Below are 24,782 nucleotides of genomic sequence, written 5' to 3'. Positions count from 1 at the left end.
TAACGGGCAGCATTCAGACTGCGCGAGGAAGTTCTGAGGGTAAATGAACGGGCCAGCAAAAGCGAACGCTGGCACCACCCAGCGGGCTGGCATCAATAAGTACATAACCGCCAAACGCCTGAGCGACCGAGTGAACAATTGCCAGCCCGAGGCCGCAGCCACCGGTCGCGCGGTCACGGCTGGGATCGAGTCGTACAAAGGGTTCGAATACCCGTTCACGTTCACTGAGCGGGATCCCCGGCCCGTCATCTTCTACCTGAAGGCAGGCCAGATTACCGTCAAACCATAATCCCACACGCAAGCGGTGACCGGCATAACGCAGGGCATTATTGACCAGGTTGTCCAGTACGCGTTCCATTAAACGGGTATCGGCTACCCCAACGTTCTGACGTTGAGGCGTATTCAGTTCAATTGTGAATTCACCGTGCACGGAACGAATATCGTCCAGCCGTTCAGCCAGCCATGCGGCCAGGTCCAGTGACTGTAAATTCAGCTCGACTTTCGGCCGATCCAGTCGGGCATAGGTCAGTAACTCTTCAATCAGCGATTCCAGCTGGCCTATATCACGATTGAGGGCGACTGATTCGGCATTACTGAGGTTATCACTCATTTCCAGGCGGTAACGCAGTCGTACCAATGGCGTCCTTAATTCATGAGCGATACCGTCAATCAGCTGTTTTTTACTGGCAACCAGGGTGTTGATATTGTCAGCCATCTGATTAAACGCCACGCCAAGACGTAGCAGGCTGGATGCGCTGTCAAAGTGAATACGTTCATCAAGATGTCCCTGACCAAGCCGTTGTGCTGCGGACTCCAGCCGTAACATATCCTTCCAGTGCGGTCGCATCCAGATGAATACCGGCAAGGCCAGTGAGATTCCGATAAACGCCAGCAGCGCAATATCCAGAATACGCATCTCATGCAGAAAAAACAGGTAGGGGATGGGGCCAACAGCCAGCACGTAATGGCTGCGCGGGATGTGCTGAATAAAGGTGTATTCATCATCCAGCGCCACGATCTCGCCTGCGCGCAGACGCCGCAACGTGACAGGATCAAGCTGATATTTACTCATCGGTTCAATGTGCAGTTTGAACGACAGATTCAGCTCAAGATTATCGATGGTTTTGTTCCAGTCCCGTGGGGGGATTTCCCGTAGTTCGCTGCGCATCAGATAGAGTGAGCTCTTCATCAGGTCGTCCATTGACTGGCGTCCTGCGCGCTCAGCGGTGAACTTATAAACCAGGCCCACCAGCATCGCCATGACCAGAAAACAGACAAACAGCAACAGGTAAAACTGAATGAACAGCTTCTTCATTTTGCATCCCATGCATGAGGCGCAAACAGGTAACCCTTATTACGAATGGTTTTGATGCGATATGGCTCGGTGGCATTATCCAGCAGTTTCTTACGCAGCCGGGAGATGGCCACATCAATACTGCGATCCATGCCGTCGTAGCTTACGCCCCGCAAGGTTTTCAGTAATGCATCGCGGTTGAGAATTGAACCGGCATGTGTTGCCAGTTCCCACAACAGATCGAAATCAGCGGTGGAAAGGGCAATCACTTCGTCACCGAGCGTCACCTGGCGGTTAACCGGATCGACGGTAAGCGTGCCGAAGTTCAGCGTGTTTTGCGCTGAAATTGTGCTGGCAATGTCCTCGTTCTGACTTTGTGTCCCGGCCTGACGCAGATGCAGACGCAGGCGTGCCAGCAGTACTGCCGGTGGAGTGGTCTTCAGAATGTAGTCGTTGGCGCCCATTTCCAGCGAAAGGATATGATTCATATCACTGTCCAGCGAAGTGAGCAGCACGATGGGACCGGACCAGACATTACTGGCGCGAAGGTCCCGGCATAGCGTCATCCCATCTTTGCCGGGCAACATAATATCCAACATAACCAGATCAGGACAGGCAGCAGCAATGGTGGCTTCGGCGCGGTCACCGCGATTTTCGACGATCACGTCAATATCATGACGGCTCAGATAGGCCGCAATCAGTTCACCCACATCCTGATCGTCTTCGACAAATACAATTTTGTTCATAGGGTTAATTATCTGCAAAGGAAACAACAGACTACTATTTGTTAATACAGACTACTATGATTCCGCGCTAAATAATTCTTGTTGTATAGTATAAAGTATCTGAAATATGTCATTATAGTTAACGGGTCTACTGTGGCTAATCTGGCGGAAAAAGGAGAACAAAGGGTGGCTGACAAAGAACAGGTTTCAGCAGCGCGAAGTGAAAGCATTTGCCTGAATTACATGGATTTTCTTTCTTCTTCCTGTAAGAAGCGCTGGAGCTTTGTTGATGCCATTTATGGCGTAATGCCCATCTTTGGTATGGTTACCAGAAATACCCCTGATCTGCCCGGTAGCGCCCCTGAAAGACTAAAAATACTGGCCTTACAGATCATTTCCACTCAGGTCAGCGATGAGATAAATATTGCCCGATTGATAACTCTGGCTGAACAACAGCATATTGCGCGGTTCGATATTTTACTGCCTTACCCACTCTCTGAACATCAGCTGGCGGTGATCCGTCAGGAATATACCCGCCCTGTCGAACTTGAGCAGTTTGATGACCGCCTGACGGTTGCGATGCCCGCCTTTTCTCACTGATTAATGTAACAGTACCCATAATGCCGGCGCTGCCACCACTACCAGTAACACCATCGCGACTTTCTCTGCGAGACAAAGCCTGGCAGCGCCTGCGCTGCCCCGACGGGCATAAATAAACAACGCGATGCCCGGTGCATATAACACCACAGACAGCAGCAGATGGAGCGGACCGGAAGCATAAAGCAACCACAGGCCATAAGCGCTGGCCCCGCAGGCTACGGTCGTTGCACCAGGATTTTTTAATGAGCGCGCCACTTTAAACAGGAAGGCCCCCACCAGAAAATACGGCACCAGGATCATCTCAGAAGCAATGGTCAGCAGGGTGTTATAGTCTGAACCGGTCAGCCAGATCAGTATCAGACACAGCTGCACGCTGACATTGGTCAGCCACAAAGAGGCGGCCGGGGCTCCACGCTTATTTTGTCTTGCCAGCAACGCCGGAAATGCGCCATGCTGCGCTGCCGCCATTGGGACTTCCGCCGCCATAATGGTCCAGCTGAGATAGCCACCGCAGACTGAAATCACCAGCCCGCTGGCAATAACGATATCGCCCCAGGAGCCAGCCATCCGGGTCATCAGACCTGCCATCGATGGATTACGCATCGTTGCCAGTTCTGCTCTCGGTATCACCCCGAGAGAAAGCAGGGTGACCAGCAGATAGACTATCAGTGCAGCAGTGACGGCCAGCAGGGTGGCGCGGCCAACGTCCTTCTTATTTCTTGCCCGGGCAGAAACCACCACGGCCCCCTCCACGCCGATAAACACCCACAGGGTGATAAGCATGGTTTCTTTTACCTGCTGCCAGACAGGTTTTCCCAGCGCCAGCCCGGTGAAGTCGAAATGAAAACGTTGAAAGTTAAAGGCTAAAACGGCCAGCACGATAAACAGCCCCAGCGGCACCAGTTTACCCAGCGTGGCGATCAGATTAATACTGGTGGCGGTCTGCACACCGCGAAGCACCAGACAGTGCACCAGCCACAGCAGTACCGATGCACCCAGCATCGCCTGCCAGGTATTGCCGTTACCAAAGATCACGCGTTCACCAGAGTCGGTAAAAAAACTCAGCGCCGAAAAAACAATAACCAGATAGGAGACGTTGGCGATAACGGCACAAAGCCAGTAGCCCCATGCAGAGCAGAATCCTACCAGCTCACCAAATCCGGCTCGTGCGTAGGTGAAAATACCGCCGTCGAGTTCCGGTTTCAGACGTGTCAACAGGAGCAACGCCAGCGCAAGCATCATGATGCCTGTTCCGGTAATGGCCCAGCCAATCAGCAAGGCAGCAGGACTGGCGACCGCTGCCATATTTTGCGGCAGACTGAATACGCCAGCGCCCAGCATGGAACTCAACACCAACGCCGTGAGGGCGGTAAGACCTAATTTTTTGTTCAAAACACATCCTGAAAGCAGAACGAAAATCCGTAACGGCGAGGGGATCCGCAAAATTTTACTTAAATTACATTAACCGGCGGCGATTCTAACGGAGTGACTCAGAGAGATGCAATGTTAAAACAGGGAATTGCGCAGACCAGGCAGGAAATACTCAGGAGGGTGAGGGGATCGCGGGATCCCCCCGTAAGCCAGCTATTTAAACAGATCGGCAGAAACCGTCAGGTTGCCGCCACTCTGGTTCGACCACTGGCGAGTGATATGGTAATACTTCGCCCCTTTTGCAATTGCTGCGCGACCGACAGCCTCCGAGATTTCAGTTGGCGTACCGAAATGCCCGGTAAAGGTGACGCTGTCAAAAGGTTGCATTTGCGCTGCGGTAACCGCATTCACTTCCTGCACACTTTTGCCATCTGGCGCTTTTATTGTGTAGCGCTCATTGCTGGATGTCTGAGTTTCGAAGAAGCGACCGACTTTATTGGTTGGCGATTCAGATGAGGCCACGCCGGGGATCTGTACTGTCTTCACCGCCGCACCGCCGGTGGCAAGCGCCGCTTTACCTGCCTGAGAATCTGCCGGAATCAAATCAGGCGACTGAACTTTACGCGCTGGCGCATCTGCTTTATAGATGTAAGCTGTAATGTACTGATGATTGCCGCCGCTGTTGGCATCAATCTGCCGGATAATAAAGAAAGAGGACGCACCTTTTTCTTTCGCCTTTTTGGTCACCGCATCATTCACATCTGGTTGGCTGCGGTAAAAACCCGTTACGGTGACGGTATCATAAGGTTCCAGGCGGAATGCTTCACTTTTAGTCAGTTCACGAACGCCATTAATAATACGGTCTTTGTTTCCGGATGCTTTAGGGGCATCAGCATGGTAAAGGTCGGCCACCACACGCCAGTTGCCGCCATTGCCATTGGTATCGTTGATTCCCTGAACGTAAAAGGCGGCTGCACCCAGCTCATCGGCACGTTTTGAAACAGCGGCGGTGGCATCACCAATTGCGTTGAAGCGACCTGAAATAGCTATACGATCAAAGGGTTTCAGCGCGGCCGCTTTTTCCGGCGTCAGTTCCTGTGCCGCGTATGCGGATAATGATGTGAGTGACAACAGGGCTGATGCCAGAATGGTATTCTTCAGCTTCATAAAAATAATCCTTCGCCTTGCGCAAAAAATGAGTACGAAAACGTTCTGGACTCTTGATGTGTAACAGATTAGCTGCCGATTATTGCATGTAATAATGCATCCTGTCTCAGCCATTTTGAGCGTAATGAGATGGTTGGTAAAAATACCCGCGTTAATTTTTTAAAAAAATGTTAATTGTCGGGTATTTGTTTTTACATTCAGGGGAATCATTTGATTTGCAATTCCGTTAAGGTTAATGGTTTGTTAAATAATGAATTAAAAAATGAAAATTAATGCTTTTGTTTGATAAATAAAGCATTTAATCAGCTCAATCCATTCACAATTTGGTCGCTCCACAGTATATCTGGCCTCTTATGTTTATTTATAAATAAAAACTTTTTCAGGCTTACGTAATAGCTGGATCATTAAGGGTATTTTCAGTAGGTTATAAAAGTTTGTAACACTCCTGTCAGGCCGCTGGCCCACGCAGTGAGGACCAGTATCATCTCACCTCTGATGAAGGGAATATTATGCTAATTGGAATAACCCGGGAGCGATTGCCCAATGAAGCACGCGTTGCCGCAACCCCCAAAACGGTGGAGCAACTACTGACATTAGGTTTCAGCGTCACCGTTGAACGTGGAGCAGGCAAACTGGCCAGTTTCGACGATGACGCCTATCTTGCTGCCGGAGCGACGCTTACCGATACAGCCAGCGTCTGGCAGTCAGATATTGTCATGAAGGTAAATGCACCCACGGATGAAGAGATCGCACTGTCTCGTGAAGGCTGCACCCTGATAAGTTTCATCTGGCCTGCACAGAATCCTGAATTACTGGAAAAACTGGCCGAAAGAAAAGTGACCGTGATGTCAATGGATGCGGTGCCTCGAATTTCGCGGGCGCAATCGCTTGATGCACTCAGCTCCATGGCAAATATTGCCGGCTATCGGGCAATCATTGAAGCGGCACATGAGTTTGAACGCTTCTTTGCCGGACAGATCACTGCGGCGGGCAAAGTTTCTCCGGCCAGGGTGATGGTTATCGGCGCGGGCGTTGCCGGTCTGGCCGCTATCGGTGCCGCAGGGAGTCTGGGTGCCGTGGTACGTGCATTTGATACCCGTCCCGAAGTGAAAGAACAGGTCCGGAGCATGGGAGCTGAATTTCTTGAGCTGGATTTTAAAGAGGAAGCGGGCAGTGGTGATGGTTACGCCAAAGTGATGTCAGAGGCTTTTATCAAGGCAGAGATGGCTCTCTTTGCTGCGCAGGCTAAAGAAGTAGACATTATTGTCACCACCGCGTTAATTCCGGGACGTCCGGCTCCGAAACTGATCACGGCGGAAATGGTCGCCACGATGAAACCCGGCAGTGTCATTGTCGACCTTGCCGCTCAAACCGGTGGCAACTGTGAACTGACCGTCGCGGACCAGGTCACCACCACCGACAATGGTGTCAAAATTATTGGTTATACCGACCTGCCATCCCGCCTGCCAGGCCAGTCTTCACAGCTGTATGGCACCAACCTGGTTAATCTGCTTAAACTGCTGTGTAAGGAGAAAAACGGTGAAATTCAGGTTGATTTTGATGACGTGGTTATTCGGGGAGTCACCGTTATTCGTGATGGTGAAGTGACCTGGCCTGCTCCCGCCATTCAGGTTTCTGCCACGCCGAAAGCTGTCACCACTGCGGTCAGACAGCCTGAGAAAGTTGAAGCTAAACCCGTCTCTCCGCTACGAAAATATGCATTGCTGGTGCTGGCCGTGGTGCTGTTTGGCTGGTTTGCAAATGTCGCACCGCCCGCATTTTTGTCTCACTTCACCGTCTTTGCCCTCTCCTGCGTAGTGGGTTACTACGTGGTGTGGAATGTCAGTCATGCTCTCCATACCCCTCTGATGTCAGTAACCAACGCAATTTCCGGGATCATTGTGGTGGGTGCCGTATTGCAAATAAGCCACGGTGGGTGGGTCAGTTTTCTGTCCTTTATCGCCGTTCTGATCGCCAGCATTAATATTTTTGGTGGTTTCACCGTGACTCAGCGCATGCTGAAAATGTTTCGTAAAAACTGAGGGGTAATCAATGTCTGGTGGATTAGTTACAGCAGCATACATTGTTGCCGCGATTCTGTTTATTTGCAGCCTGGCTGGCCTGTCGAAACATGAAACGTCCAGACAGGGTAACCTGTTTGGTATCAGTGGCATGGCCATCGCTTTGTTAGCCACTCTCTTTGGCCCGGACAGCGGCAATGTGAGTTGGGTTCTGCTGGCGATGGTGATTGGTGGCGCTACAGGTGTCAGACTGGCACAGAAAGTCGAAATGACTGAAATGCCGGAACTGGTTGCGGTACTGCACAGCTTTGTTGGCCTTGCCGCCGTGCTGGTGGGTTTCAACAGCTATCTGGATCATGCTCCGGGTATGGAGCCGGTACTGGAGAACATTCATCTCACCGAAGTTTTCGTTGGTATTTTCATTGGTGCGGTCACCTTCACCGGTTCACTGGTCGCCTTTGGTAAGCTGTGCGGTAAGTTATCATCGCGTCCTCTGATGCTGCCTCATCGCCACAAACTTAATCTGCTGGCACTGGTGGTTTCACTGTGTCTGTTGATTATTTTCGTTCGCACCGACAGTACCGCAATGCAGGTGTTTGCACTGATTCTGATGACCCTTATCGCGCTGGCTTTTGGCTGGCACCTGGTGTCCTCAATTGGCGGGGCAGATATGCCTGTCGTAGTTTCTATGCTTAACTCTTATTCCGGTTGGGCAGCGGCAGCGGCGGGCTTTATGCTCAGTAACGATCTGCTGATTGTTACCGGTGCGCTGGTTGGTTCGAGCGGAGCGATACTCTCATACATCATGTGCAAAGCGATGAACCGCTCTTTCATCAGCGTAATCGCCGGTGGCTTTGGTACTGACACCAGCTCGAGCGGGGAAAGTGAAGAAGTGGGTGAGCATCGCGAAATCGATGTTCAGGGCACGGCTGAACTGCTCAATAATTCCCGTACGGTAATTATCACTCCGGGATACGGCATGGCAGTGGCGCAGGCGCAATATCCGGTTGCTGAGATAACAGAAAAACTGCGCGCCAGAGGAATTAATGTTCGTTTTGGTATTCATCCGGTGGCTGGCCGTCTGCCGGGACACATGAATGTGCTGCTGGCGGAGGCAAAGGTTCCTTACGATATTGTGCTGGAGATGGACGAAATTAATGACGATTTCGCAGAGACCGATACGGTGCTGGTGATTGGCGCTAATGATACCGTTAATCCGGCTGCACAGGAGGATCCACACAGTCCGATCGCAGGTATGCCGGTACTGGAAGTCTGGAAAGCACAGAACGTGGTGGTATTTAAACGCTCGATGAATACCGGTTACGCCGGGGTGCAGAATCCGCTGTTCTTTAAGGAAAACACCCAGATGCTGTTCGGGGATGCAAAAGCTACCGTTGATGCAATCCTTAAAGCGCTGTAAACCATCGGGCTACAGGGTTCCAGCCATCCGGTATTTAACTGAAATCTTTCCGATCTGATGACAGAAAGCCCCGGCGTCATAGCCGGGGCTTTCTTATTGCTGCGGGTAACAGATGTTATCTGACAGGTACTGATAAGAGTCTGATGTCGCGGTATCGTAAACCAGCATCTACCGTAACCCCGCTGTTTTTAGTTACAGGGCAGAATTACTGGTCACCACACACCAGCGTCAGTCATCCTCATCATCATCCAGTTCTACCGGCGAGATAAATCCATCCGGTTTTATCGCCAGCAAATCGCAGCGAAGATGATCAATAACCTGCTCAGCGGTATTCCCCAAAAATGCGGCGGAGAGACCGGTGCGGCCAATGGTTCCCAGTACTACCACGCTAGCATCCAGCTGGCTGGCGATTTCCGGAATCACTTCTTCAGGTAGTCCTTTATCGACGTGGGTGAATTTTTCATCAATGCAGAATTTCTGCCGTAGCGATTTCATTGCCAGCAGGTGCTGTCCACGAATGGCGTCGTTATAAACGCTTGGGTCGAAATCAGGCAGCTCAATGGCGATATTGATTGGCGTAACAGGGTAAGCGCCGACCAGATGTACTTCGGTATGATTGACCAGCTCAGCCAGTTCCAGCGTTTCCTGTACCAGTTTGGTATTGAGCGGGTCATGATGTGGCTCTTCACTGGCCAGGTTAACGGCGACTATGGCTTTGCCATCCTCTGGCCACGGCTGATCTTTTACCATCCATACCGGGCAGGGGCACTTGCGAAGCAGATGCCAGTCTGTTGGGGTAAATACCACCGCCTGCAACCGGTCATGCTGATGCGTCATCTTCAGTACGAGATCGTGATGGCCATTAAGCACTTCCTGAATGATGGCCTCGTAGGGGCGGTTATGCCAGATCACCTTGATGTCAATTTCAACGCCAGCCTCAAGATAGGCGCTGGCCTGCTCACGGATCCATTCTGTACGCTGACTGACCACGCCTTTGCGCATGGTTGTTCGCTCATCGGGGGAAAGCAGGGTGGTCATCTCATAGGAGAAGTCATAGATGGGCAAAAAGGCAGTAATACGTCCACCCAGACGTTGATTGAGATAAACCGCCCGACGAAGCGCTGGCTGATCGTCCTGTTGTGGATCAACAGCCACAAGAATATTTTGATATTTAGCCATAACGGATTCTCCAGATGCTGATCGTTTCAAGATAGCGCAATCTTCAGACTGGCAGAAGAAAATTATCGGCAGTTCAATAAGTAATAATTATCCTGCTAGCTAATTTTCCGCGACTTCAGATTGATGTTACTGCGAGATGGTTAAGAATATAATAATCCTGTTGATGATTTTTACCCACCAGGTTCAGGTATCAGACATATAACTCAGGTGTTTTCGGTCAGCGTATTTTGTTGACAATGTTGCATTATTGCCGAATTAATGCCCACCAATTCACATAACAGGATGTAGCCAATGTTCCACCTGATTTTCAGCCTGCCAGGCTGGTACGTGATTGCGCGATTTATCATTCCTTTGCCGATAACGATGACAGCAAAAATATTACTGTCAGTGCTGGTTTTATCTGCCACACAGTTTTTAATTGTCAGTCGTTTTACCTCTGGCTCTGTTTTTTCAGCAGAGATGCCCAGAATCATCATCATTCTTTTCAGCTGGGCTTTCTGTTCGGTGTTATTTATTGCCCTGATGCAGTTACTGCTGGACCTGGTCATTCTGACAACACTGCTTTTTCACCATCCTTTGTCGGGGCTGGAAGTCGTCCGTTACACCCTGGCATTTATTGCTATGGCTGTGGCGGCTGTGGGTGTCACTCAGGCGATACGCATTCCCAGGCTTAAAGAGGTTGCCATTACTATCAACAATTTGCCTGCCGAATTTGAAGGTTTCCGCATACTACAACTGACGGATTTACATCTCAGCAAACTGTTCAATGCAGGCTGGAGTTCTTTGCTGGTTGAAAAGGTGGCTGAACTGAACGTTGATCTGATCGTTATAACGGGCGATGTCGTTGATGGAACCGTACAGAATCGCAGAAATGACGTAGAGCCATTGCGCAGGCTCAATGCGCCTGATGGCGTGCTGGCGGTTACGGGTAATCATGAATATTTTTTTGAACAACAGCGTTGGACCGAACACCTGAATTCGCTGGGATTAAAAACGTTGCTGAATAATCATGCGGTAATTTGTCGTGGGGACGCAAAGCTGGTTATTGCCGGTGTTACCGATGCGTCAGCCGGGAGGCGGGGAGCACCAGGTTCGGATTTGACGAAGGCGCTTGCTGATACGCCCCAGGATGCGCCGGTGATTCTCCTCGATCATCAGCCGCGTAACGCCAGGCGTAATGCAGAGCAGGGCGTGGATTTACAATTGTCAGGTCATACCCATGGCGGTCTGATTGCGGGCTTTGATCGGCTGTTTGCCGGTGCTAATGGCGGTTTCGTTTCTGGTCGCTATGATGTGGCAGGGATGCAGCTTTATGTTAACAACGGGACTGCACTGTGGCCGGGTATGGCAATAAGACTGGGGCGACCGTCTGAACTGACCCGAATAACGTTAAAACGTGCAATTCAGTGACAGCGGGTGTCTGGGGCAAAAAAGCGGGCAGGAACCAGGATTAACAGGACAGGGAAGTAACCTGCCGGGGTGACTTACGACAGGACTGTTAACCCGGAGACAAACGCCTCAGCCTGCCGACAGTAATATTAAACTGGCAGGGGCTGGACATATGAAATTAAAAAGACACAAACCTGGTGCTAAATTGAAAATTAAGCCTGCGCAAGCGCAGGCCTAAGGAAAAATCTACGATTCTGTTGATGGCGTTAAAGCTAAAAGTGCCGCAATAAATAAAAAAACTTTTAAAAAATACGACCACAATAAAATAAAGATGCATACCTGTTATTTATCAGGCAATAGCACGGCTCTGACCGGCAAGTTCTGACAGAACATCATGATTTTCGATGGTAATATATTTTCCTTTCACCGACAGCATCCCGCTCTTTTGAAAACGGCCAAGCAGTCGACTAATTGTTTCCACGGTCAGACCAAGATAATTGCCAATATCTCCTCGGGTCATGGTCAGACGAAATTCGCGCTGAGAGAAGCCACGTTCACCAAAACGACGTGACAAACCATAGATAAAAGCGGCCAGCCGTTCTTCGGCATTTTTCTTCGACAGGAGTAATATCATCTCCTGATCCCCTTTAATTTCGCCGCTCATCAGCCGCATCATCTGCTGACGCAGGCTTGGCATCTTACCGGAAAGGTCATCAAGTGTTTCAAATGGGATTTCACACACCATCGCGTTTTCCAGCGCCTGAGAGAAACTGGGGTGATGACCTGCACTGATGGCATCGAAACCAACCAGGTCACCCGCCAGGTGGAAACCAGTAATCTGTTCATCGCCCTGTTCAGTGATGGTGTAACTTTTTAGCGTCCCGGAGCGGATTGCATACAGTGATTTCAGTTCATCGCCAGCTTTGAACAGAGTCTGGCCTTTCTGGATAGGTTTTTTGCGTTCAATGATATTGTCCAGCTGATCGAGTTCATGCTCGTTCAGCGTGAAGGGAATGCACAGTTGACTGATACTGCAATCCTGACAGTGAATAGCACAACCGCCAGACTGAATACGTCTGCTAATAACTCGCTTTTCAGGGATCATAGTTATGGGCCCAGTTGATTATTGACTGAGGTCAATTTTATCACTTTTTTTTGTTTAAAGGGAACGGGGCAGAGCAGTTTTCGTCTTATTGAAGTCTCTATATCAATTTTAGTGTCATCTCGTTTAAGAATTTATCAAAAAAATAACATCCAACTTATTTCAATAATATTCCAACATAATAATTATCAATAATTGGCATTTTTCAAAAGTGGACCACAGCCAGGCAGTAGATAACGATTGCTGTAATGCAGTATAAACTGTGATCTGTCCGCCACTATTTTTACGCCGACAATGGGGAAACGACACGATGAGTCCTGATGATAAAGAGTTGTTTAAAGACGCGATGGAAGATGTTGTCCCGCTGAAAAATCGTGCCAGCACTCTTTGGCTGAAATCTCCTGCACGCAAGGTTCCGCAACATAGCGTTGCAGAACCGTTGCCGCAAAATCCCCTGATCAGCGGTTTGCTCGACATTATCCCTGTTACCACCCCGCTGGAATATAAAGCGCAGGGGATCCAACAGGGGGTGCTGGACAAATTGCGCTGCGGAAAATACCGGCCTGATGCCAGTCTCAATCTGCTGCGCCAACCCACAGAATCCTGCCGACAGATACTCTACCGCTTTATGCTGGAGGCTATGCTGGAAAACTGCCGTAATTTATTGATTATTCATGGCAAAGGCAGCAAAGATACCGCCCACGCAAACATTGTCCGCAGTTATCTGTTTCGTTGGTTGCAACAATTTGAAGAGGTGCAGGCCTTTTGCATTGCCCGTCCCCAGCACGGCGGTAGCGGTGCCTGCTATGTGGGTTTAAGAAAAAACGAACAGGCACGCGCGGAAAACCGTGAACGACATGCCAAACGCAGCCGTTGACCTCAGGATCCCAGGCCAACTCTTCCTGTCGTCATCGGTTTTACTTATGAAAAACTACCACAACGGCGAATAAAAGATTTTCCTTGCGGGAAAGGGGCGTAATTCAGCAAGTGAAGCTTCTTACAATCCGTTATCATACCCGACACTTTTTTCAGGAACCGATGCCAGCCTGCTAAACGGCAGTGGCCCATGGAGCGCTATCGTGGAAAGTATCGCTGCGACAGATGTGCGAACCTTAATTAATGAAGGCGGTATCAGCCGTTACCAGCTACGGATTATTGTTCTTTGCTTTGCCGTGGTGGCAATGGATGGAATGGATATCGCAGTAATGGGTTTTATCGCGCCAACGCTGAAAGCTGCCTGGGATGTGACTACCCAGCAACTGGGTATGGTGATCAGCGCTGCGCTGATTGGTCTGGCGCTGGGTGCGATGCTGGCCGGCCCGCTGGCGGATCGCTTTGGTCGCCGGAAAATTATCATCGGTAGCGTTTTCTTCTTTGGTATGTGGACGCTGGCGACGGCATTCTCACAAAACATCGATCAGATGATGTTGTTCCGCTTTCTTACCGGGCTGGGGCTGGGGGCGGCCATGCCCAATGTGGGGACGCTGGTAGCAGAATATTCTCCTGAGCGTAAACGCGCCTTCATTATTACCGTGGTGTTTTGTGGCTTCACTTTTGGCGCTGCCGGTGGTGGATTTGCTGCATCATAGTTGATTCCCAATTTTGGCTGGCATGCGGTACTGGTTGTGGGTGGCTTGCTGCCATTACTGATCGTGCCGATGCTGGTCTCGTGGCTACCTGAGTCAGTACGGTTCCTGCTGGCCCGCCATGCCCCGGCTGAGCAGATCCGTAAGATTGTTGAGAAAATGGCACCGGGGAAAATTGACCGACACAGTGAATTTGCCATGCAGGAGAAAGGGAGCCGCCACGGCTCGGTAAGACTGGTCACCAGCCGTCCTTTTTTGTTGGGCAGCACCATGCTGTGGGGCGGCTATTTTATGGGCCTTTTTCTGGTCTATCTGATCGGCAGCTGGCTGCCTTCTCTGGTCAAAGATATGGGGATGACTGTCACTCAGGCTGCACTGGTTACCGCCATGTATCAGGCTGGCGGAACGGTAGGTTCGTTGTTTGCTGGTTGGATGATGGACCGTTTTAACGCCAATCTGGCGCTGGCCTCAATCTATTTTGTCGGGGCCATTGCCACTGTGTCTATCGGCTACGCGCCAGCTCATACGCTTACCCTCAGCCTGGTTGCCTTCAGTAGCGGCTTTTGTCTTAATGGCGCGAATACCGGAATGAATGCGCTTTCTGCCAGCTATTATCCCACTCATGCGCGGGCCACCGGTTCCAGCTGGATGCACGGTGTTGGCAGGATGGGAGCCATTCTCAGCGCCTTCGTTGGGGCGCAGATGCTCGCTATGGGCTGGAATATCACCCAGGTATTTACCAGCCTTGCAATACCTGCCGTACTGACATCACTGATGCTGTTGATTAAATATCGTTATGCTCATCATCGTAGCGCCTGAACACGCTGCCGCCCGACCAACACCCTGCGTCGGGCGACACCACAACCCTGCCGATAATCCGCTTTTGCTCCGTTTCCTGCTTCGCGCATCGCCCGGCTGGCCCGATCACAGTTTGTGGATTTCTTCCTCAGTACCGTTCAGTTTCCACTAATCTGACAACAGTCAGGACAGGACAGGACAGGAGCGGGATGATGACTGATTTATGGGTGAGTGCCGACACCATTCGTGATAATTTTGCCAGCGCAATGTCTGCAATGTATCAGCAGGAAGTCCCGCAGTATGCTGTGTTACTCAAGCTGGTTGCTGAGGTTAACCAGCAGGTGCTTGATCAACAACCAGCGCTGAGACGTCAACTGGCAGAAAGTAGGGAACTTGCCCGGCTGAGTGTTGAACGGCACGGCGCAATCCGCGTTGGCACGGCAGCAGAGCTGTCAATGCTGCGACAGATGTTTACTGTTATGGGCATGTACCCGGTGGGCTATTACGATCTGAGTCAGGCCGGTGTGCCCGTGCATTCAACGGCTTTTCGGCCGATATCAGACCTCTCGCTTAACCACAATCCTTTCCGCCTGTTTACTTCGCTACTGCGACTGGATTTGATCGACGCCCTGCCATTACGGCAGAGGGCGACGGAGATTCTGGCGCAGCGTGATATTTTTACTCCACGTTGCCGTGAAATGGTGGCATTACATCAGCAGCAGGGAGGTTTTACCGCTCATCAGGCGGCTGAGTTTATTACCGAATCGCTGGAAACCTTTCGCTGGCATCAGCAGACTACGGTTGACTCTGCCACCTGGCAGGCGTTGCAACAGCAGCATCGCCTGATTGCCGATGTGGTCTGTTTTCCGGGATGTAATATTAATCATCTGACGCCCCGCACGCTGGATATTGACCGCGTACAGGCGCTGATGCCCCAGCGGGGGATCGTGCCCAAAGCCATTATTGAAGGTCCTCCCCACCGTCGGGTTCCTTTATTACTGCGGCAAACCAGCTTCAGAGCCCTGGATGAGCCAGTGTGCTTTACTGACCGACAACAGGGCACGCACACTGCCAGGTTTGGCGAAATCGAACAGCGAGGCATCGCTCTTACCGCAAAAGGCAGAGCATTGTATGATCGGTTGCTGTTACAGTGTGAAGCGGGCAGTGATAACAGCATCCATCAACACCAGCTGACAGAGGTTTTCCGGCAATTTCCCGATGATGAACAGACGCTGCGTCAGCAACAGCTGGCATGGTTTCACTATTCGCTGACTGAAAGCGGCAAGGCCGCACCGCAGCGCATTGCGCAGTTGCAGGATATTGAGAAACTGCTTGATGAAGGGTTGATCCGTGCCACGCCAATGATTTATGAAGATTTCCTGCCGGTCAGTGCCGCCGGTATTTTCCAGTCAAACCTGGTCGGTGAAGTAAGAAAAATCAGTCAGGGCAATGCCAACCGGGTGGCCTTTGAGCAGGCGCTGGGGGCAAATGTGCAGGATGAAATCATGCTTTATGCTGCGCGGCAACAAGCCAGCCTGCAACGCTGCGGGCTGGGATAAAAGAGAGTCAGAAGATCATTGCAGGCTGCTGTTGCGGATCAAACAATATCTGCCTGCACCCAGCAGCATGATGGCGAACGCGGCAAAGAAATAGAATGCTTCACTCTCCAGCGCCCATGCGCCGACGGAGGTTCGATCCCAGACCGCGCCGGTTTTGACCAACAGGGTTGCAAACACCAGATTGACCGCGATGATAAATGCGGCCGGGCGGGTCATCAGTCCGATAATCAACATAACCGGTGCCACCACCTCGCCAACATAGGCTCCCCAGGCGACAAAGCCAGGAATGCCGTGCGCTTTCAGCATGCTGGCAATCCAGCCGACACCGTGCACCACTTTAAATTCGCCGTGAAACAGCAGCAAAAAACCAAGAGAAAGACGCAGCACCAGCTTGCCAAAATCGGGATGATCAAAGAAGCGGTTAAAACCGCTGTTAATGGCAGTAAACATCTCAAATCCTCATGCAGGTTGTTTAAAACGCCGGGATTCAGGCTGCACTTTTTGCCTCACCGCTAATCTTATCTCTGGCGGCAAACAGGGCGACCGTACCGTGCAGCTGAATCTCGACCTCACGAAAATGCTGTTGCAGGGCCATTTTCAGACTGGACAGGGAATCATGCTGGTTACCAAAAATCCCCTTTTTATTGTAAACATTCATCAGCTTTCGTCCGAAAGCATTATGCTCGACGCCGTTGCCTAAAATCGTCGCGCCATAAACGGTTCCGCCCTGAGTCACCGCCGCCTTGATATTAGCCAGTGCGATACTTTTTAATGACATCTCACCGGGCAGGCAGTGCAGGAGATAGAAAAGGGATACCGAGTCGTAACGATCTTTCATCTCAGCGGGCAAGGGTTTAAAAACGTCATGACGAACACGGTCGGTAACACGACCGGTACCAATACGCCCGGCTGCTGCGTCAAGACTGACAGGATTAAGATCCAGCAGTGAGACGCGTTCCAGTGCCTGCGTGGAGTTTGCAAGATACCAGCCTGTCCTCACGCCGATATCGAGATGGTTTTTACTTAAATGACGCTGGAAATGGGGCAGAAGTATTTGCTCAGTAGGGCAGCGCCAGGCATAGCGATTGGAAATATTCAGTACCCACCAGTCATAGAGACGCAGAGTAACAGGCGTATAAACTCGCGAACCTTTCGCACTATCAACATTCATTATTCTTCCTTAACAGTCGGCCATTTCGTTGTGGGGCTATAAGGTAATGTAATCTTTAACTTGATTACAATAAATCCTGCACAGACAACGTGAGAAACATTCATAGCGCTTATTTTACAACCAGTAATGTAGGGTGCGTGAATGAAAGGCCTTACTGTGCGGAGAAACCCGCATTTGCCCCTATTTTCCTTCAGGTGAGCTGTTGGGCGACTGTTGATATTGCTAATAAAACTCCATAAAACGACAGTTTTATGGAGTCCATTATGAAATGATTTGAGGTAAGGTTTATCAATAAAGCGTGCGAAGGAGGAAAACTAAACCTGGGCCCATCCCCCATCAACACACAGTTCTGAGCCAGTCATATATGAAGAGTCGTCCGAAGCCAGGAAAACAGCTGTTCTGGCAATTTCATCCGCAGTACCACTGCGGTGCATAGGGATCAAAGTATGTAAATGGGCATTAGACTGCTTAATCATTTCTTCACTCATACCGATTTTTCTGGCCTGGTCAGTATCAATAAGTCCCGGAGAAAGCGCGTTGACCCGAATGCCAGCATCAGACAGTTCGGCCGCCAGTGATCTGGCTAATGAGCGGAGAGCAGCTTTGGTTGCTGAATAGACACTAACATACGGCCGGCCTTGTTGATCCAGTGTCGATGTAATCAGAATGACAGAGCTTCCCCTTGCCATTAGCGGGATAATTTTTTGTACTGTAAAAAAGGTGCCTTTAAAATTTGTATTGGCCGTAAAATCAAAGTCTTCTTCTGTAACTTCTGTGAACAACCCAGGTCTGCCACCACCTGCATTTGCAAAGAGGATATCAACTCGATTGTACCGGGATTTAGCATAGTTACTGAACTGCTCAATCTCTGCCATAACAGAAATATCACTGCGCAATGCATCAATCTTGCCGTCAAAATGCTCAATTACCGAATTAAGTCTGGCCTGATCCCGGCCAGTAATCACCACTGTCGCACCTTCCTGATAAAACCGTTGAGCGGTTGCCAGTCCAATACCGTCACTGCCACCTGTTATTACTGCGACTTTTCCGTCCAGCTTACCCATATGTACCTCCTGACATTCATATTCTTCCTCTGCTCATGATGGAGATTGAGTTAGAGGGGCTGAAGAATTATTATGTGAATTATTCTTCAGATTTTGAATTCGCTTATGGCTACAGTTATCTCTCACCAGCTTAATCGCCGCAGAATGCCGCGTCAGGAACGATCGATCGTCACCGTTGACGCCATATTTGAGGCAACCATTCAGGTTTTGTTAACGGCAGGGCCAATACGGCTTAACACAACACGAGTCGCTGAACGAGCGGGAGTTTCAGTAGGTACGTTGTATCAGTATTTCCCTAACAAACAGTCTTTGCTGCTGGCACTGCTGGAAAGGCATCTGAACTCCCTTACACGCATCGTCGAAGAGGCCTGTCACGAAAACCTGAATACTGAATCAGCTAAAATTGCTGCTGTCGTAGTCAGGGCCTACCTTGAGGCCATCATGTCAAATGCTGAGGTTTCTCCCGCGCTTTATTACATTGCGGTAGACCTGGATGCCGGGAGGTTGCTTGATAAATCGGTGCAAAAAACTGTTCATGCCATTGAGAAACTACTGACATCAGCCAGTGATGGCAATTTCAACGAATGTCATATCATTGCGCAAACTATGGCGGCAGTTCTTTTTGGGACAGTTCCTGCTTTCTGTGTACGGGTTATATCGTCCAGCGCCGGCGAGGAGGCAGAAAGACAATTGATACTGATGTTACGCGCTTATCTTGCTGCGCACCAACAGGGTAAATCCGGAGAATGACACTCTCTTTCACATCATCGATAATCAGGCTATGAATTTGTCTTTTTCATTTTAAGCTGATACGGGTTGCAGAGATTGAATTCAGGTTGGCATGTATAAATGCAGGTCATTACAACGACAGACTATCCTTCAAGCCTTTCAGGTTATTACTGCCGGGCCTTCAGTTTGCAAATTCAGAAAAAAAACACCCTTGTCACTACCTTAAACTGTGATCGACAGAACGAATTTAACAATCTGGTTTTAATTACATAAGTCTCTGTTGCGTCAGTTTGAGATAAAAAAGCCTGTCAGTGCAAATACTTAACCTTTCACCACCTTTCTTAACATTATGAATAAAAAGAAATAATTACTCAGGTAATGCGCGATGGTGCCGATAACCCTTATCAGGCATCCAGATGTCAGGCTGAGCTGACACAGTTCTCTATCGTTACGGAGTAGTTATGAATATGTTAAAAAACTTTACCATCCGCAGCGTGTTGCTTTGGATCCTCGGGCTGTTCTGCCTGATGTGGTCTGCCGTAGGCATGTACAGCGTTTATTCTTTGAACGCACTGGGAAAGGGAAACGAAGTTGATCGCCAGCTGGTTAACCAGATGACTATTTTGAGTAAAGGCAACGATCAATATTTTCGCTTTATTACCCGGCTGAACCGGGCCGTTGATTCCCGGCAGGCCGGCAGTGCAACGGCGGCAGCGGATATGGCATCCGTACAAAAAGCGCTGGATAACATGACGAAATATCTGGCTGACTTTAAAGCCCTTTCGCCCGGCCCCATTGACGCCAGTTATTCGGCAGCGGTGATCGCCAACTGGGAAAAACTGCTCAATGATGGTGTTCTGCCGCAGATGCGGCTTGCTCAACAACCTGTGCTTGATGATTTTCGTCGTCATGCAGCAAATGTCACCCCCATGCTCAGTCGGGATTTTGGCGGCAGCGTGGAGAAATTCAACAGTGCGGCCAGTGATAAGCTGGATGTCACCAGGGTAAAAGTCGATTATCTGACGCATGCAACCAAACTGGTGATTGTTATGGCGGCGATTGCCGGTCTGGTGATTCTGTTGTTAACCGATCGCTACCTGGTAAAAATGCTGGTGCGCCCGCTGGAGGGAATGCGTCAGCATTTTCGTCTGATCGCAGAGGGTGACCTGAGTCAGCCGATTGAAGATATCGGACGCAACTGCGTAGGTAAACTGGTTCCGTTGTTGCGGGCGATGCAGGAGAGTCTGCGCGATGCGGTAAGTGCCATCCGTAACGGGACCGACAACATTTATCGTGGTGCGGCAGAAATATCTTCCGGGAATAACGACCTCTCATCCAGAACGGAAGAGCAGGCGGCAGCACTTGAGCAGACGGCAGCAAGCATGGAGCAGCTGACCGCGACGGTAAAACTAAACGCTGATAATGCGGCACACGCCAGTGAACTGGCCGAAATTGCCTCCAGCACCGCCAGTAAAGGGGGTAAACTCGTTGGTGACGTTGTCACAACCATGCAGGGCATTGCCGGCAGCTCACATAAAATTGGTGAGATCACCAGCGTGATTAACAGCATTGCCTTTCAGACCAATATCCTGGCACTGAATGCTGCCGTTGAAGCCGCCAGAGCAGGTGAACAGGGGCGAGGTTTTGCTGTGGTCGCCAGTGAAGTTCGCAACCTGGCTCAGCGGAGTGCTAACGCCGCTAAAGAGATTGAGTCATTAATCAGTGATTCGGTCAGCAGAGTGGATAACGGCTCGCGTCTGGTGGGAGAAGCAGGCAGTACCATGGATGAAATCCTGCGGGCAGTGGAAGAAGTCACGCAAATTATGAAGCAGATAGCCTCAGCGTCGGAAGAGCAGAGTAAGGGGATATCTCAGGTGGGCACTGCCATTACCGAAATGGACAGCGTCACGCAACAAAATGCCTCACTGGTGGAACAGGTTTCAGCCGCCGCCAGCGCGCTGGAACGCCAGACTGAGGAGTTGACGCTGTCAGTGTCAAAATTCCGTCTGTCCCCGACGGCGATATCGGCAACTGTCCCGCAGCTCACAACGGCAACCAGTCTGAAGCCAGCTCAGTCGCTGCCGCTTCCCGGAGCGGCTAAATCAAAAGCGTCGCCTGATGACTGGGTCTCTTTCTGAGCATATTGACAGAGCCACGCCACCAGCTCCTGTAACTGAGCGGGCGCTTCGTTGGCCGGGCGCTGAACCAGACTCCACACCGCGCCCGTTTTAACCGTTGCCCCGAATGGGGCAACCAGCCGTTTCATTGCCAGATCCGATTCGATCAGCGTCACATCCGCCACCGTCACGCCAAATCCCTGAACAGCAGCGCCGATCGCCAGATCCATCGTATCGAAATGCTGGTTGCGCTTCATTGTCACCTGCCTGCGCTGCTGATTAAGCCACAGAAGCCAGTCGCGGTTATCGGCAGTCGGATGCAAAAAAGTAAACCGCTCCAGCGCCTCAATTTCCAGCCCGCCTTCTGGTGCAAGTTCAGCGGCAAGCACCGGTGTCAGCGCTTCATCAAATAACCGATAACTGCCGGTCAGGGGTGGCCCGTAAAGTATTGCCGCATCATAGTTTTCCAGCCGACTGTGATGATCGAGCGTGGTGGTCAGTGAGACATGAAGGTCTGGCCGGGCCTGCTCCAGTGCCACCAGTTTTGACACCAGCCAGCGCATGGCGCAGGTGGGGGCTTTCAGTCTGATCACCGCATGGGTTCTGCTGGCCTGATCGGCGGCCTGAGTCATTTGTTCGTAACCGGCTCGCACGGCGGGCAGCAGCGCTGCGCCCTGAGCCGTGAGACGCATACCACGCGCGTGGCGATCAAACAGGGCAAAGCCCAGCCAGTTTTCCAGCATTGCCACTTTACGACTGACCGCACCCTGGGTAATGCATAACTCCCGGGCAGCATGAGTAAGGTTAAGATGACGGGCAACAACAATAAAAGCATAAACCGCATTGAGTGGCAGCGGGCGCCTCGACATGGTCATTCCTGTAAGCAATGTTTAAAAGTCATGGCTATTATGACAACAATTCGCTTGTTCACTCAAGCCGCCTCACGTTGAATGAATCACACCGCCTCACCCGTTATGTGGAGTATGCATGACCATCAAATCCAGCGTGCAGCCGCGTTCTAAACTGCCTGATACCGGCACGACCATTTTTTCAGTGATAGGTCAGCTTTCTGCACAACACCGGGCCGTTAACCTTGCACAGGGCGCGCCAGATTTCCCCTGCGATCCCATGCTGACGGCCAGTGTGACCAGAGCGATGCAGCAGGGACATAATCAATATGCGCCAATGACCGGCCTGCCTGCGTTGAAAGAGGCGCTGGTCAGCAAGGTCAGCGCCCTCTATGGTCAGCAATATGATGTCGGCCGCGAAGTGTTAATTACCGGCAGTGCCAGTCAGGGCATTTATGCTGCTATCAGCGGCCTGGTATACCCAGGCGATGAAGTTATCTTCTTCGAACCGGCGTTTGACAGTTATGCGCCGGTAGTGCGATTGCAGGCTGGCATTCCGGTGGGGCTGAAACTGCAACCGGGGGATTTTACTGTCAACTGGGACGAGGTCCGCGCCGCCATCACGCCGCGCACGCGGATGATCATTATTAACACGCCTCACAATCCCGGTGCACAGGTGCTTACCCGACAGGATCTTGATCAACTGGCGGCCATCATTCGTCACAGCGATATCGTGGTGCTGTCCGATGAGGTGTATGAGCATATTCTGTTTGACGGCCGGCAACATCACGGCATGGCAACCCATCCGGAACTGGCACAGCGTAGCGTCATCGTCTCCTCTTTTGGTAAAACCTTCCACGTCACCGGATGGCGAGTTGGTTACTGCCTGGCCCCGGCGGAACTGATGAGCGAACTGGTCAAAGTGCATCAGTTTATGATGTATTCCGCTGATACGCCGATGCAGGTCGCTTTTGCCGACTATCTTCGCCAGCCTGAAAATTATCTGGGTTTGCGCGATTTTTATCAGCGCAAACGCGATTTGCTGATCGCATTATTGCAGTCATCGCCATTTCGGTTGCTGCCTTCTGCGGGATCGTTCTTTATGCTGGCAAGTTATGCTGATTTCAGTGATGAGCGTGACAGCGAAATGGTAAAACGGCTGATTGTTGATTACGGCGTCGCCACTATTCCACTCTCGGCGTTTTATACCGACGGCAGCGACAACAAACTGATTCGTCTCTCTTTTGCAAAAGATGACGCCACATTACGAGCCGGTGCTGAAGCGCTGTGCCGGGTAAAGTCCTGAATGACTTCTGAGGGGAAGTGAATGAAGAAACTGAGTGCACTGTTAGTGGCAGCAGGGTTGTTGTCATCATTATCGGCAATGGCACAAGAGAGCCTCCGTTATGGCCTTGAATCACAATATCCGCCATTTGAAAGCCGTAATGCGGCAGGTGAGCTGGAAGGGTTCGATATCGAACTGGGTAATGCCATCTGTCAGGCCGGTGGCTTCAAATGCAGCTGGGTGGAAAGCAGCTTCGATGCGCTCATTCCGGCGCTGAAAGCGAAAAAGTTCGACGCCATTAACTCGGCAATGAACATCACCGAAGCCAGACTGAAAAGTATCAGTTTTACCCGGCCCATTTATCGCATTCCCAGCCAGCTGATCGGTAAACGTGGATCAGGTCTGCAACCTGAGTTGGCGTCGCTGCGAGGCAAGAATATTGGCGTGCTTCAGGGATCAGTTCAGGAGACCTATGCTAAAAAACACTGGGAGCCACAGGGTGTGACCATCACTTCCTACCAGGATCAAAACCAGGTTTACAGTGACATGGTGGCGGGCCGTCTTGATGCCACGCTGGTGATGTCGGCAGCGGGTCAGTCTGGCTTTCTGGAAAAACCGCAGGGGAAAGCGTTCAGCTTTGCCGGCGCGCCGGTAGAAGATAATCAGATACTGGGGGTTGGCATTGGTTTTGGTTTGCGTAAAGACGACAGTAAATTAAAGGAAGCGCTGGATAACGCCATCGCTAAAGTCCAGTCTGACGGCACCGTTACCCGGCTGGCGACAAAATACTTTCCTGGTATCGACGTCGGCGTTAAACCTTAACAGGTCTGAACTGGACTCTTCAGACTGGGTCAGCAATCAACAGAGAGATTGCTGATTTATCGCTGAGTAAAAAACCACGTCCTTCAGGCGTGGTTATCCACCATCAGAAAAGATCAGCACAATAAAATCCCCGATCACCACAAATTATTCCAGTCTTAGTTTTTTCTGCGGATGATAAGTTAACCCGCAGTTTTAGCAAAAAATGTACGGAGCAAGTGATGAGCAGTGGGTTAACCTCCTGCGCCTGTTAAACAGGCAGTTATCCATTCCCCAAATCTGACCGCCGCCGGAATTGAGAAAAAAACATCGCCAGATGTCGTGAGACATCGATCACAGCCACGCTGACAGATGCCTGTACATCAATGAATCCCCGCAGGCCAAAAGCTGCGGATATCGATCAATTACTGCCTGAAATTTCAGGGTGATTGCGTTTATGGATAACAATCAACATCGCGCAGCGCTGATCGCCCGGCAAATTTTACAAAAGTGCTCAGCGGTGAGGGACAATCAGGCCAAAACGTTCGCCCGGACTGAG

General features: G+C 50.8%; 20 protein-coding genes and 1 pseudogene. 11 read left to right on the top strand and 10 right to left on the bottom strand.

Annotated elements, in window-relative coordinates:
* Positions 1–13: 13 nt before the first annotated feature.
* Both rstB and rstA read right to left on the bottom strand, forming a co-directional pair.
* Complete coding sequence (gene rstB / locus AC3RPL_RS09035; protein WP_490739734.1) at positions 14–1,315, bottom strand: two-component system sensor histidine kinase RstB; 1,302 nt, start codon at positions 1,313–1,315, stop codon at positions 14–16.
* Positions 1,312–2,040: a two-component system response regulator RstA gene (gene rstA, locus AC3RPL_RS09030; protein ID WP_367167265.1), complete on the bottom strand. Its 729-nt coding sequence runs from the start codon at positions 2,038–2,040 to the stop codon at positions 1,312–1,314. The genes rstB and rstA overlap by 4 nt, the downstream gene beginning before the upstream one ends.
* Before the next feature lie 165 nt (positions 2,041–2,205).
* Between rstA and AC3RPL_RS09025 the strand changes: the two genes are divergently transcribed.
* A complete protein-coding gene (locus AC3RPL_RS09025) occupies positions 2,206–2,619 on the top strand; it encodes a hypothetical protein (protein WP_490739733.1) in 414 nt (137 codons plus the stop codon).
* Here the strand turns inward: AC3RPL_RS09025 and AC3RPL_RS09020 are convergent, their stop codons facing one another.
* Complete coding sequence (locus AC3RPL_RS09020; RefSeq protein WP_490739732.1) at positions 2,620–4,011, bottom strand: amino acid permease; 1,392 nt, start codon at positions 4,009–4,011, stop codon at positions 2,620–2,622.
* Between the two features lie 192 nt (positions 4,012–4,203).
* Positions 4,204–5,157 (bottom strand): DUF1471 family protein YdgH, encoded by a 954-nt coding sequence (ydgH, locus tag AC3RPL_RS09015; RefSeq protein WP_490739731.1) that lies wholly within the window; start codon positions 5,155–5,157, stop codon positions 4,204–4,206.
* A 509-nt stretch (positions 5,158–5,666) separates the two neighbouring features.
* Between ydgH and pntA the strand changes: the two genes are divergently transcribed.
* Together pntA and pntB are read left to right on the top strand one after the other, a co-directional pair.
* Complete coding sequence (pntA, locus tag AC3RPL_RS09010) at positions 5,667–7,199, top strand: Re/Si-specific NAD(P)(+) transhydrogenase subunit alpha (RefSeq protein ID WP_490739730.1); 1,533 nt, start codon at positions 5,667–5,669, stop codon at positions 7,197–7,199.
* Between the two features lie 10 nt (positions 7,200–7,209).
* Entirely contained in the window at positions 7,210–8,598 is a 1,389-nt protein-coding gene (pntB, locus tag AC3RPL_RS09005; RefSeq protein WP_490739729.1) for a Re/Si-specific NAD(P)(+) transhydrogenase subunit beta, read from the top strand.
* Between the two features lie 228 nt (positions 8,599–8,826).
* Here pntB and uspE read toward each other — a convergent pair whose 3' ends face one another.
* Positions 8,827–9,777, bottom strand: coding sequence for a universal stress protein UspE (uspE, locus tag AC3RPL_RS09000; RefSeq protein ID WP_490739728.1), 951 nt, complete (start codon positions 9,775–9,777; stop codon positions 8,827–8,829).
* A gap of 291 nt (positions 9,778–10,068) precedes the next feature.
* On the opposite strand from uspE, the gene AC3RPL_RS08995 reads away from it, so the two are divergent.
* Positions 10,069–11,187 (top strand): metallophosphoesterase, encoded by a 1,119-nt coding sequence (locus AC3RPL_RS08995; RefSeq protein ID WP_490739727.1) that lies wholly within the window; start codon positions 10,069–10,071, stop codon positions 11,185–11,187.
* A 328-nt stretch (positions 11,188–11,515) separates the two neighbouring features.
* Here the strand turns inward: AC3RPL_RS08995 and fnr are convergent, their stop codons facing one another.
* Complete coding sequence (gene fnr / locus AC3RPL_RS08990) at positions 11,516–12,271, bottom strand: fumarate/nitrate reduction transcriptional regulator Fnr (RefSeq protein ID WP_490739726.1); 756 nt, start codon at positions 12,269–12,271, stop codon at positions 11,516–11,518.
* Positions 12,272–12,578: 307 nt separating this feature from the next.
* Between fnr and smrA the strand changes: the two genes are divergently transcribed.
* The 3 genes and pseudogenes from smrA to hglS all read left to right on the top strand — a co-directional run bounded on the left by smrA (position 12,579) and on the right by hglS (position 16,211).
* Positions 12,579–13,145 (top strand): DNA endonuclease SmrA, encoded by a 567-nt coding sequence (smrA, locus tag AC3RPL_RS08985; protein ID WP_490739725.1) that lies wholly within the window; start codon positions 12,579–12,581, stop codon positions 13,143–13,145.
* A 202-nt stretch (positions 13,146–13,347) separates the two neighbouring features.
* Positions 13,348–14,673, top strand: a pseudogene (locus tag AC3RPL_RS08980) (MFS transporter).
* Between the two features lie 191 nt (positions 14,674–14,864).
* Entirely contained in the window at positions 14,865–16,211 is a 1,347-nt protein-coding gene (gene hglS, locus AC3RPL_RS08975; RefSeq protein ID WP_490739724.1) for a 2-oxoadipate dioxygenase/decarboxylase HglS, read from the top strand.
* Positions 16,212–16,226: 15 nt separating this feature from the next.
* On the opposite strand, the gene AC3RPL_RS08970 is transcribed toward hglS, so the two are convergent.
* The 3 genes from AC3RPL_RS08970 to AC3RPL_RS08960 all read right to left on the bottom strand — a co-directional run bounded on the left by AC3RPL_RS08970 (position 16,227) and on the right by AC3RPL_RS08960 (position 18,446).
* Complete coding sequence (locus AC3RPL_RS08970) at positions 16,227–16,661, bottom strand: DoxX family protein (RefSeq protein WP_490739723.1); 435 nt, start codon at positions 16,659–16,661, stop codon at positions 16,227–16,229.
* 37 nt (positions 16,662–16,698) lie between these two features.
* Positions 16,699–17,382, bottom strand: coding sequence for a class I SAM-dependent methyltransferase (locus AC3RPL_RS08965; protein ID WP_490739722.1), 684 nt, complete (start codon positions 17,380–17,382; stop codon positions 16,699–16,701).
* A gap of 314 nt (positions 17,383–17,696) precedes the next feature.
* Positions 17,697–18,446, bottom strand: coding sequence for an SDR family NAD(P)-dependent oxidoreductase (locus AC3RPL_RS08960; RefSeq protein WP_490739721.1), 750 nt, complete (start codon positions 18,444–18,446; stop codon positions 17,697–17,699).
* Positions 18,447–18,551: 105 nt separating this feature from the next.
* On the opposite strand from AC3RPL_RS08960, the gene AC3RPL_RS08955 reads away from it, so the two are divergent.
* A complete protein-coding gene (locus AC3RPL_RS08955) occupies positions 18,552–19,196 on the top strand; it encodes a TetR/AcrR family transcriptional regulator (RefSeq protein WP_490739720.1) in 645 nt (214 codons plus the stop codon).
* A gap of 440 nt (positions 19,197–19,636) precedes the next feature.
* Positions 19,637–21,313, top strand: a complete 1,677-nt coding sequence (locus AC3RPL_RS08950; RefSeq protein ID WP_490739719.1) for a methyl-accepting chemotaxis protein — start codon at positions 19,637–19,639, stop codon at positions 21,311–21,313.
* Here AC3RPL_RS08950 and AC3RPL_RS08945 read toward each other — a convergent pair.
* Positions 21,247–22,161: a LysR family transcriptional regulator gene (locus AC3RPL_RS08945; protein ID WP_490739718.1), complete on the bottom strand. Its 915-nt coding sequence runs from the start codon at positions 22,159–22,161 to the stop codon at positions 21,247–21,249. The two genes, AC3RPL_RS08950 and AC3RPL_RS08945, sit on opposite strands and share 67 nt — an antisense overlap.
* 118 nt (positions 22,162–22,279) lie before the next feature.
* Here AC3RPL_RS08945 and AC3RPL_RS08940 point away from each other — a divergent pair, with 118 nt between their 5' ends.
* Together AC3RPL_RS08940 and AC3RPL_RS08935 are read left to right on the top strand one after the other, a co-directional pair.
* Complete coding sequence (locus AC3RPL_RS08940; RefSeq protein ID WP_490739717.1) at positions 22,280–23,446, top strand: methionine aminotransferase; 1,167 nt, start codon at positions 22,280–22,282, stop codon at positions 23,444–23,446.
* Between the two features lie 21 nt (positions 23,447–23,467).
* The gene (locus AC3RPL_RS08935) at positions 23,468–24,247 is read left to right on the top strand and encodes a transporter substrate-binding domain-containing protein (protein WP_490739716.1); all 780 of its coding nucleotides are present in this window, start codon (positions 23,468–23,470) and stop codon (positions 24,245–24,247) included.
* Positions 24,248–24,782 lie beyond the last annotated feature (535 nt).

Source organism: Erwinia papayae (assembly GCF_058241465.1).
This window is presented reverse-complemented; position numbering and strand designations above follow the sequence as displayed.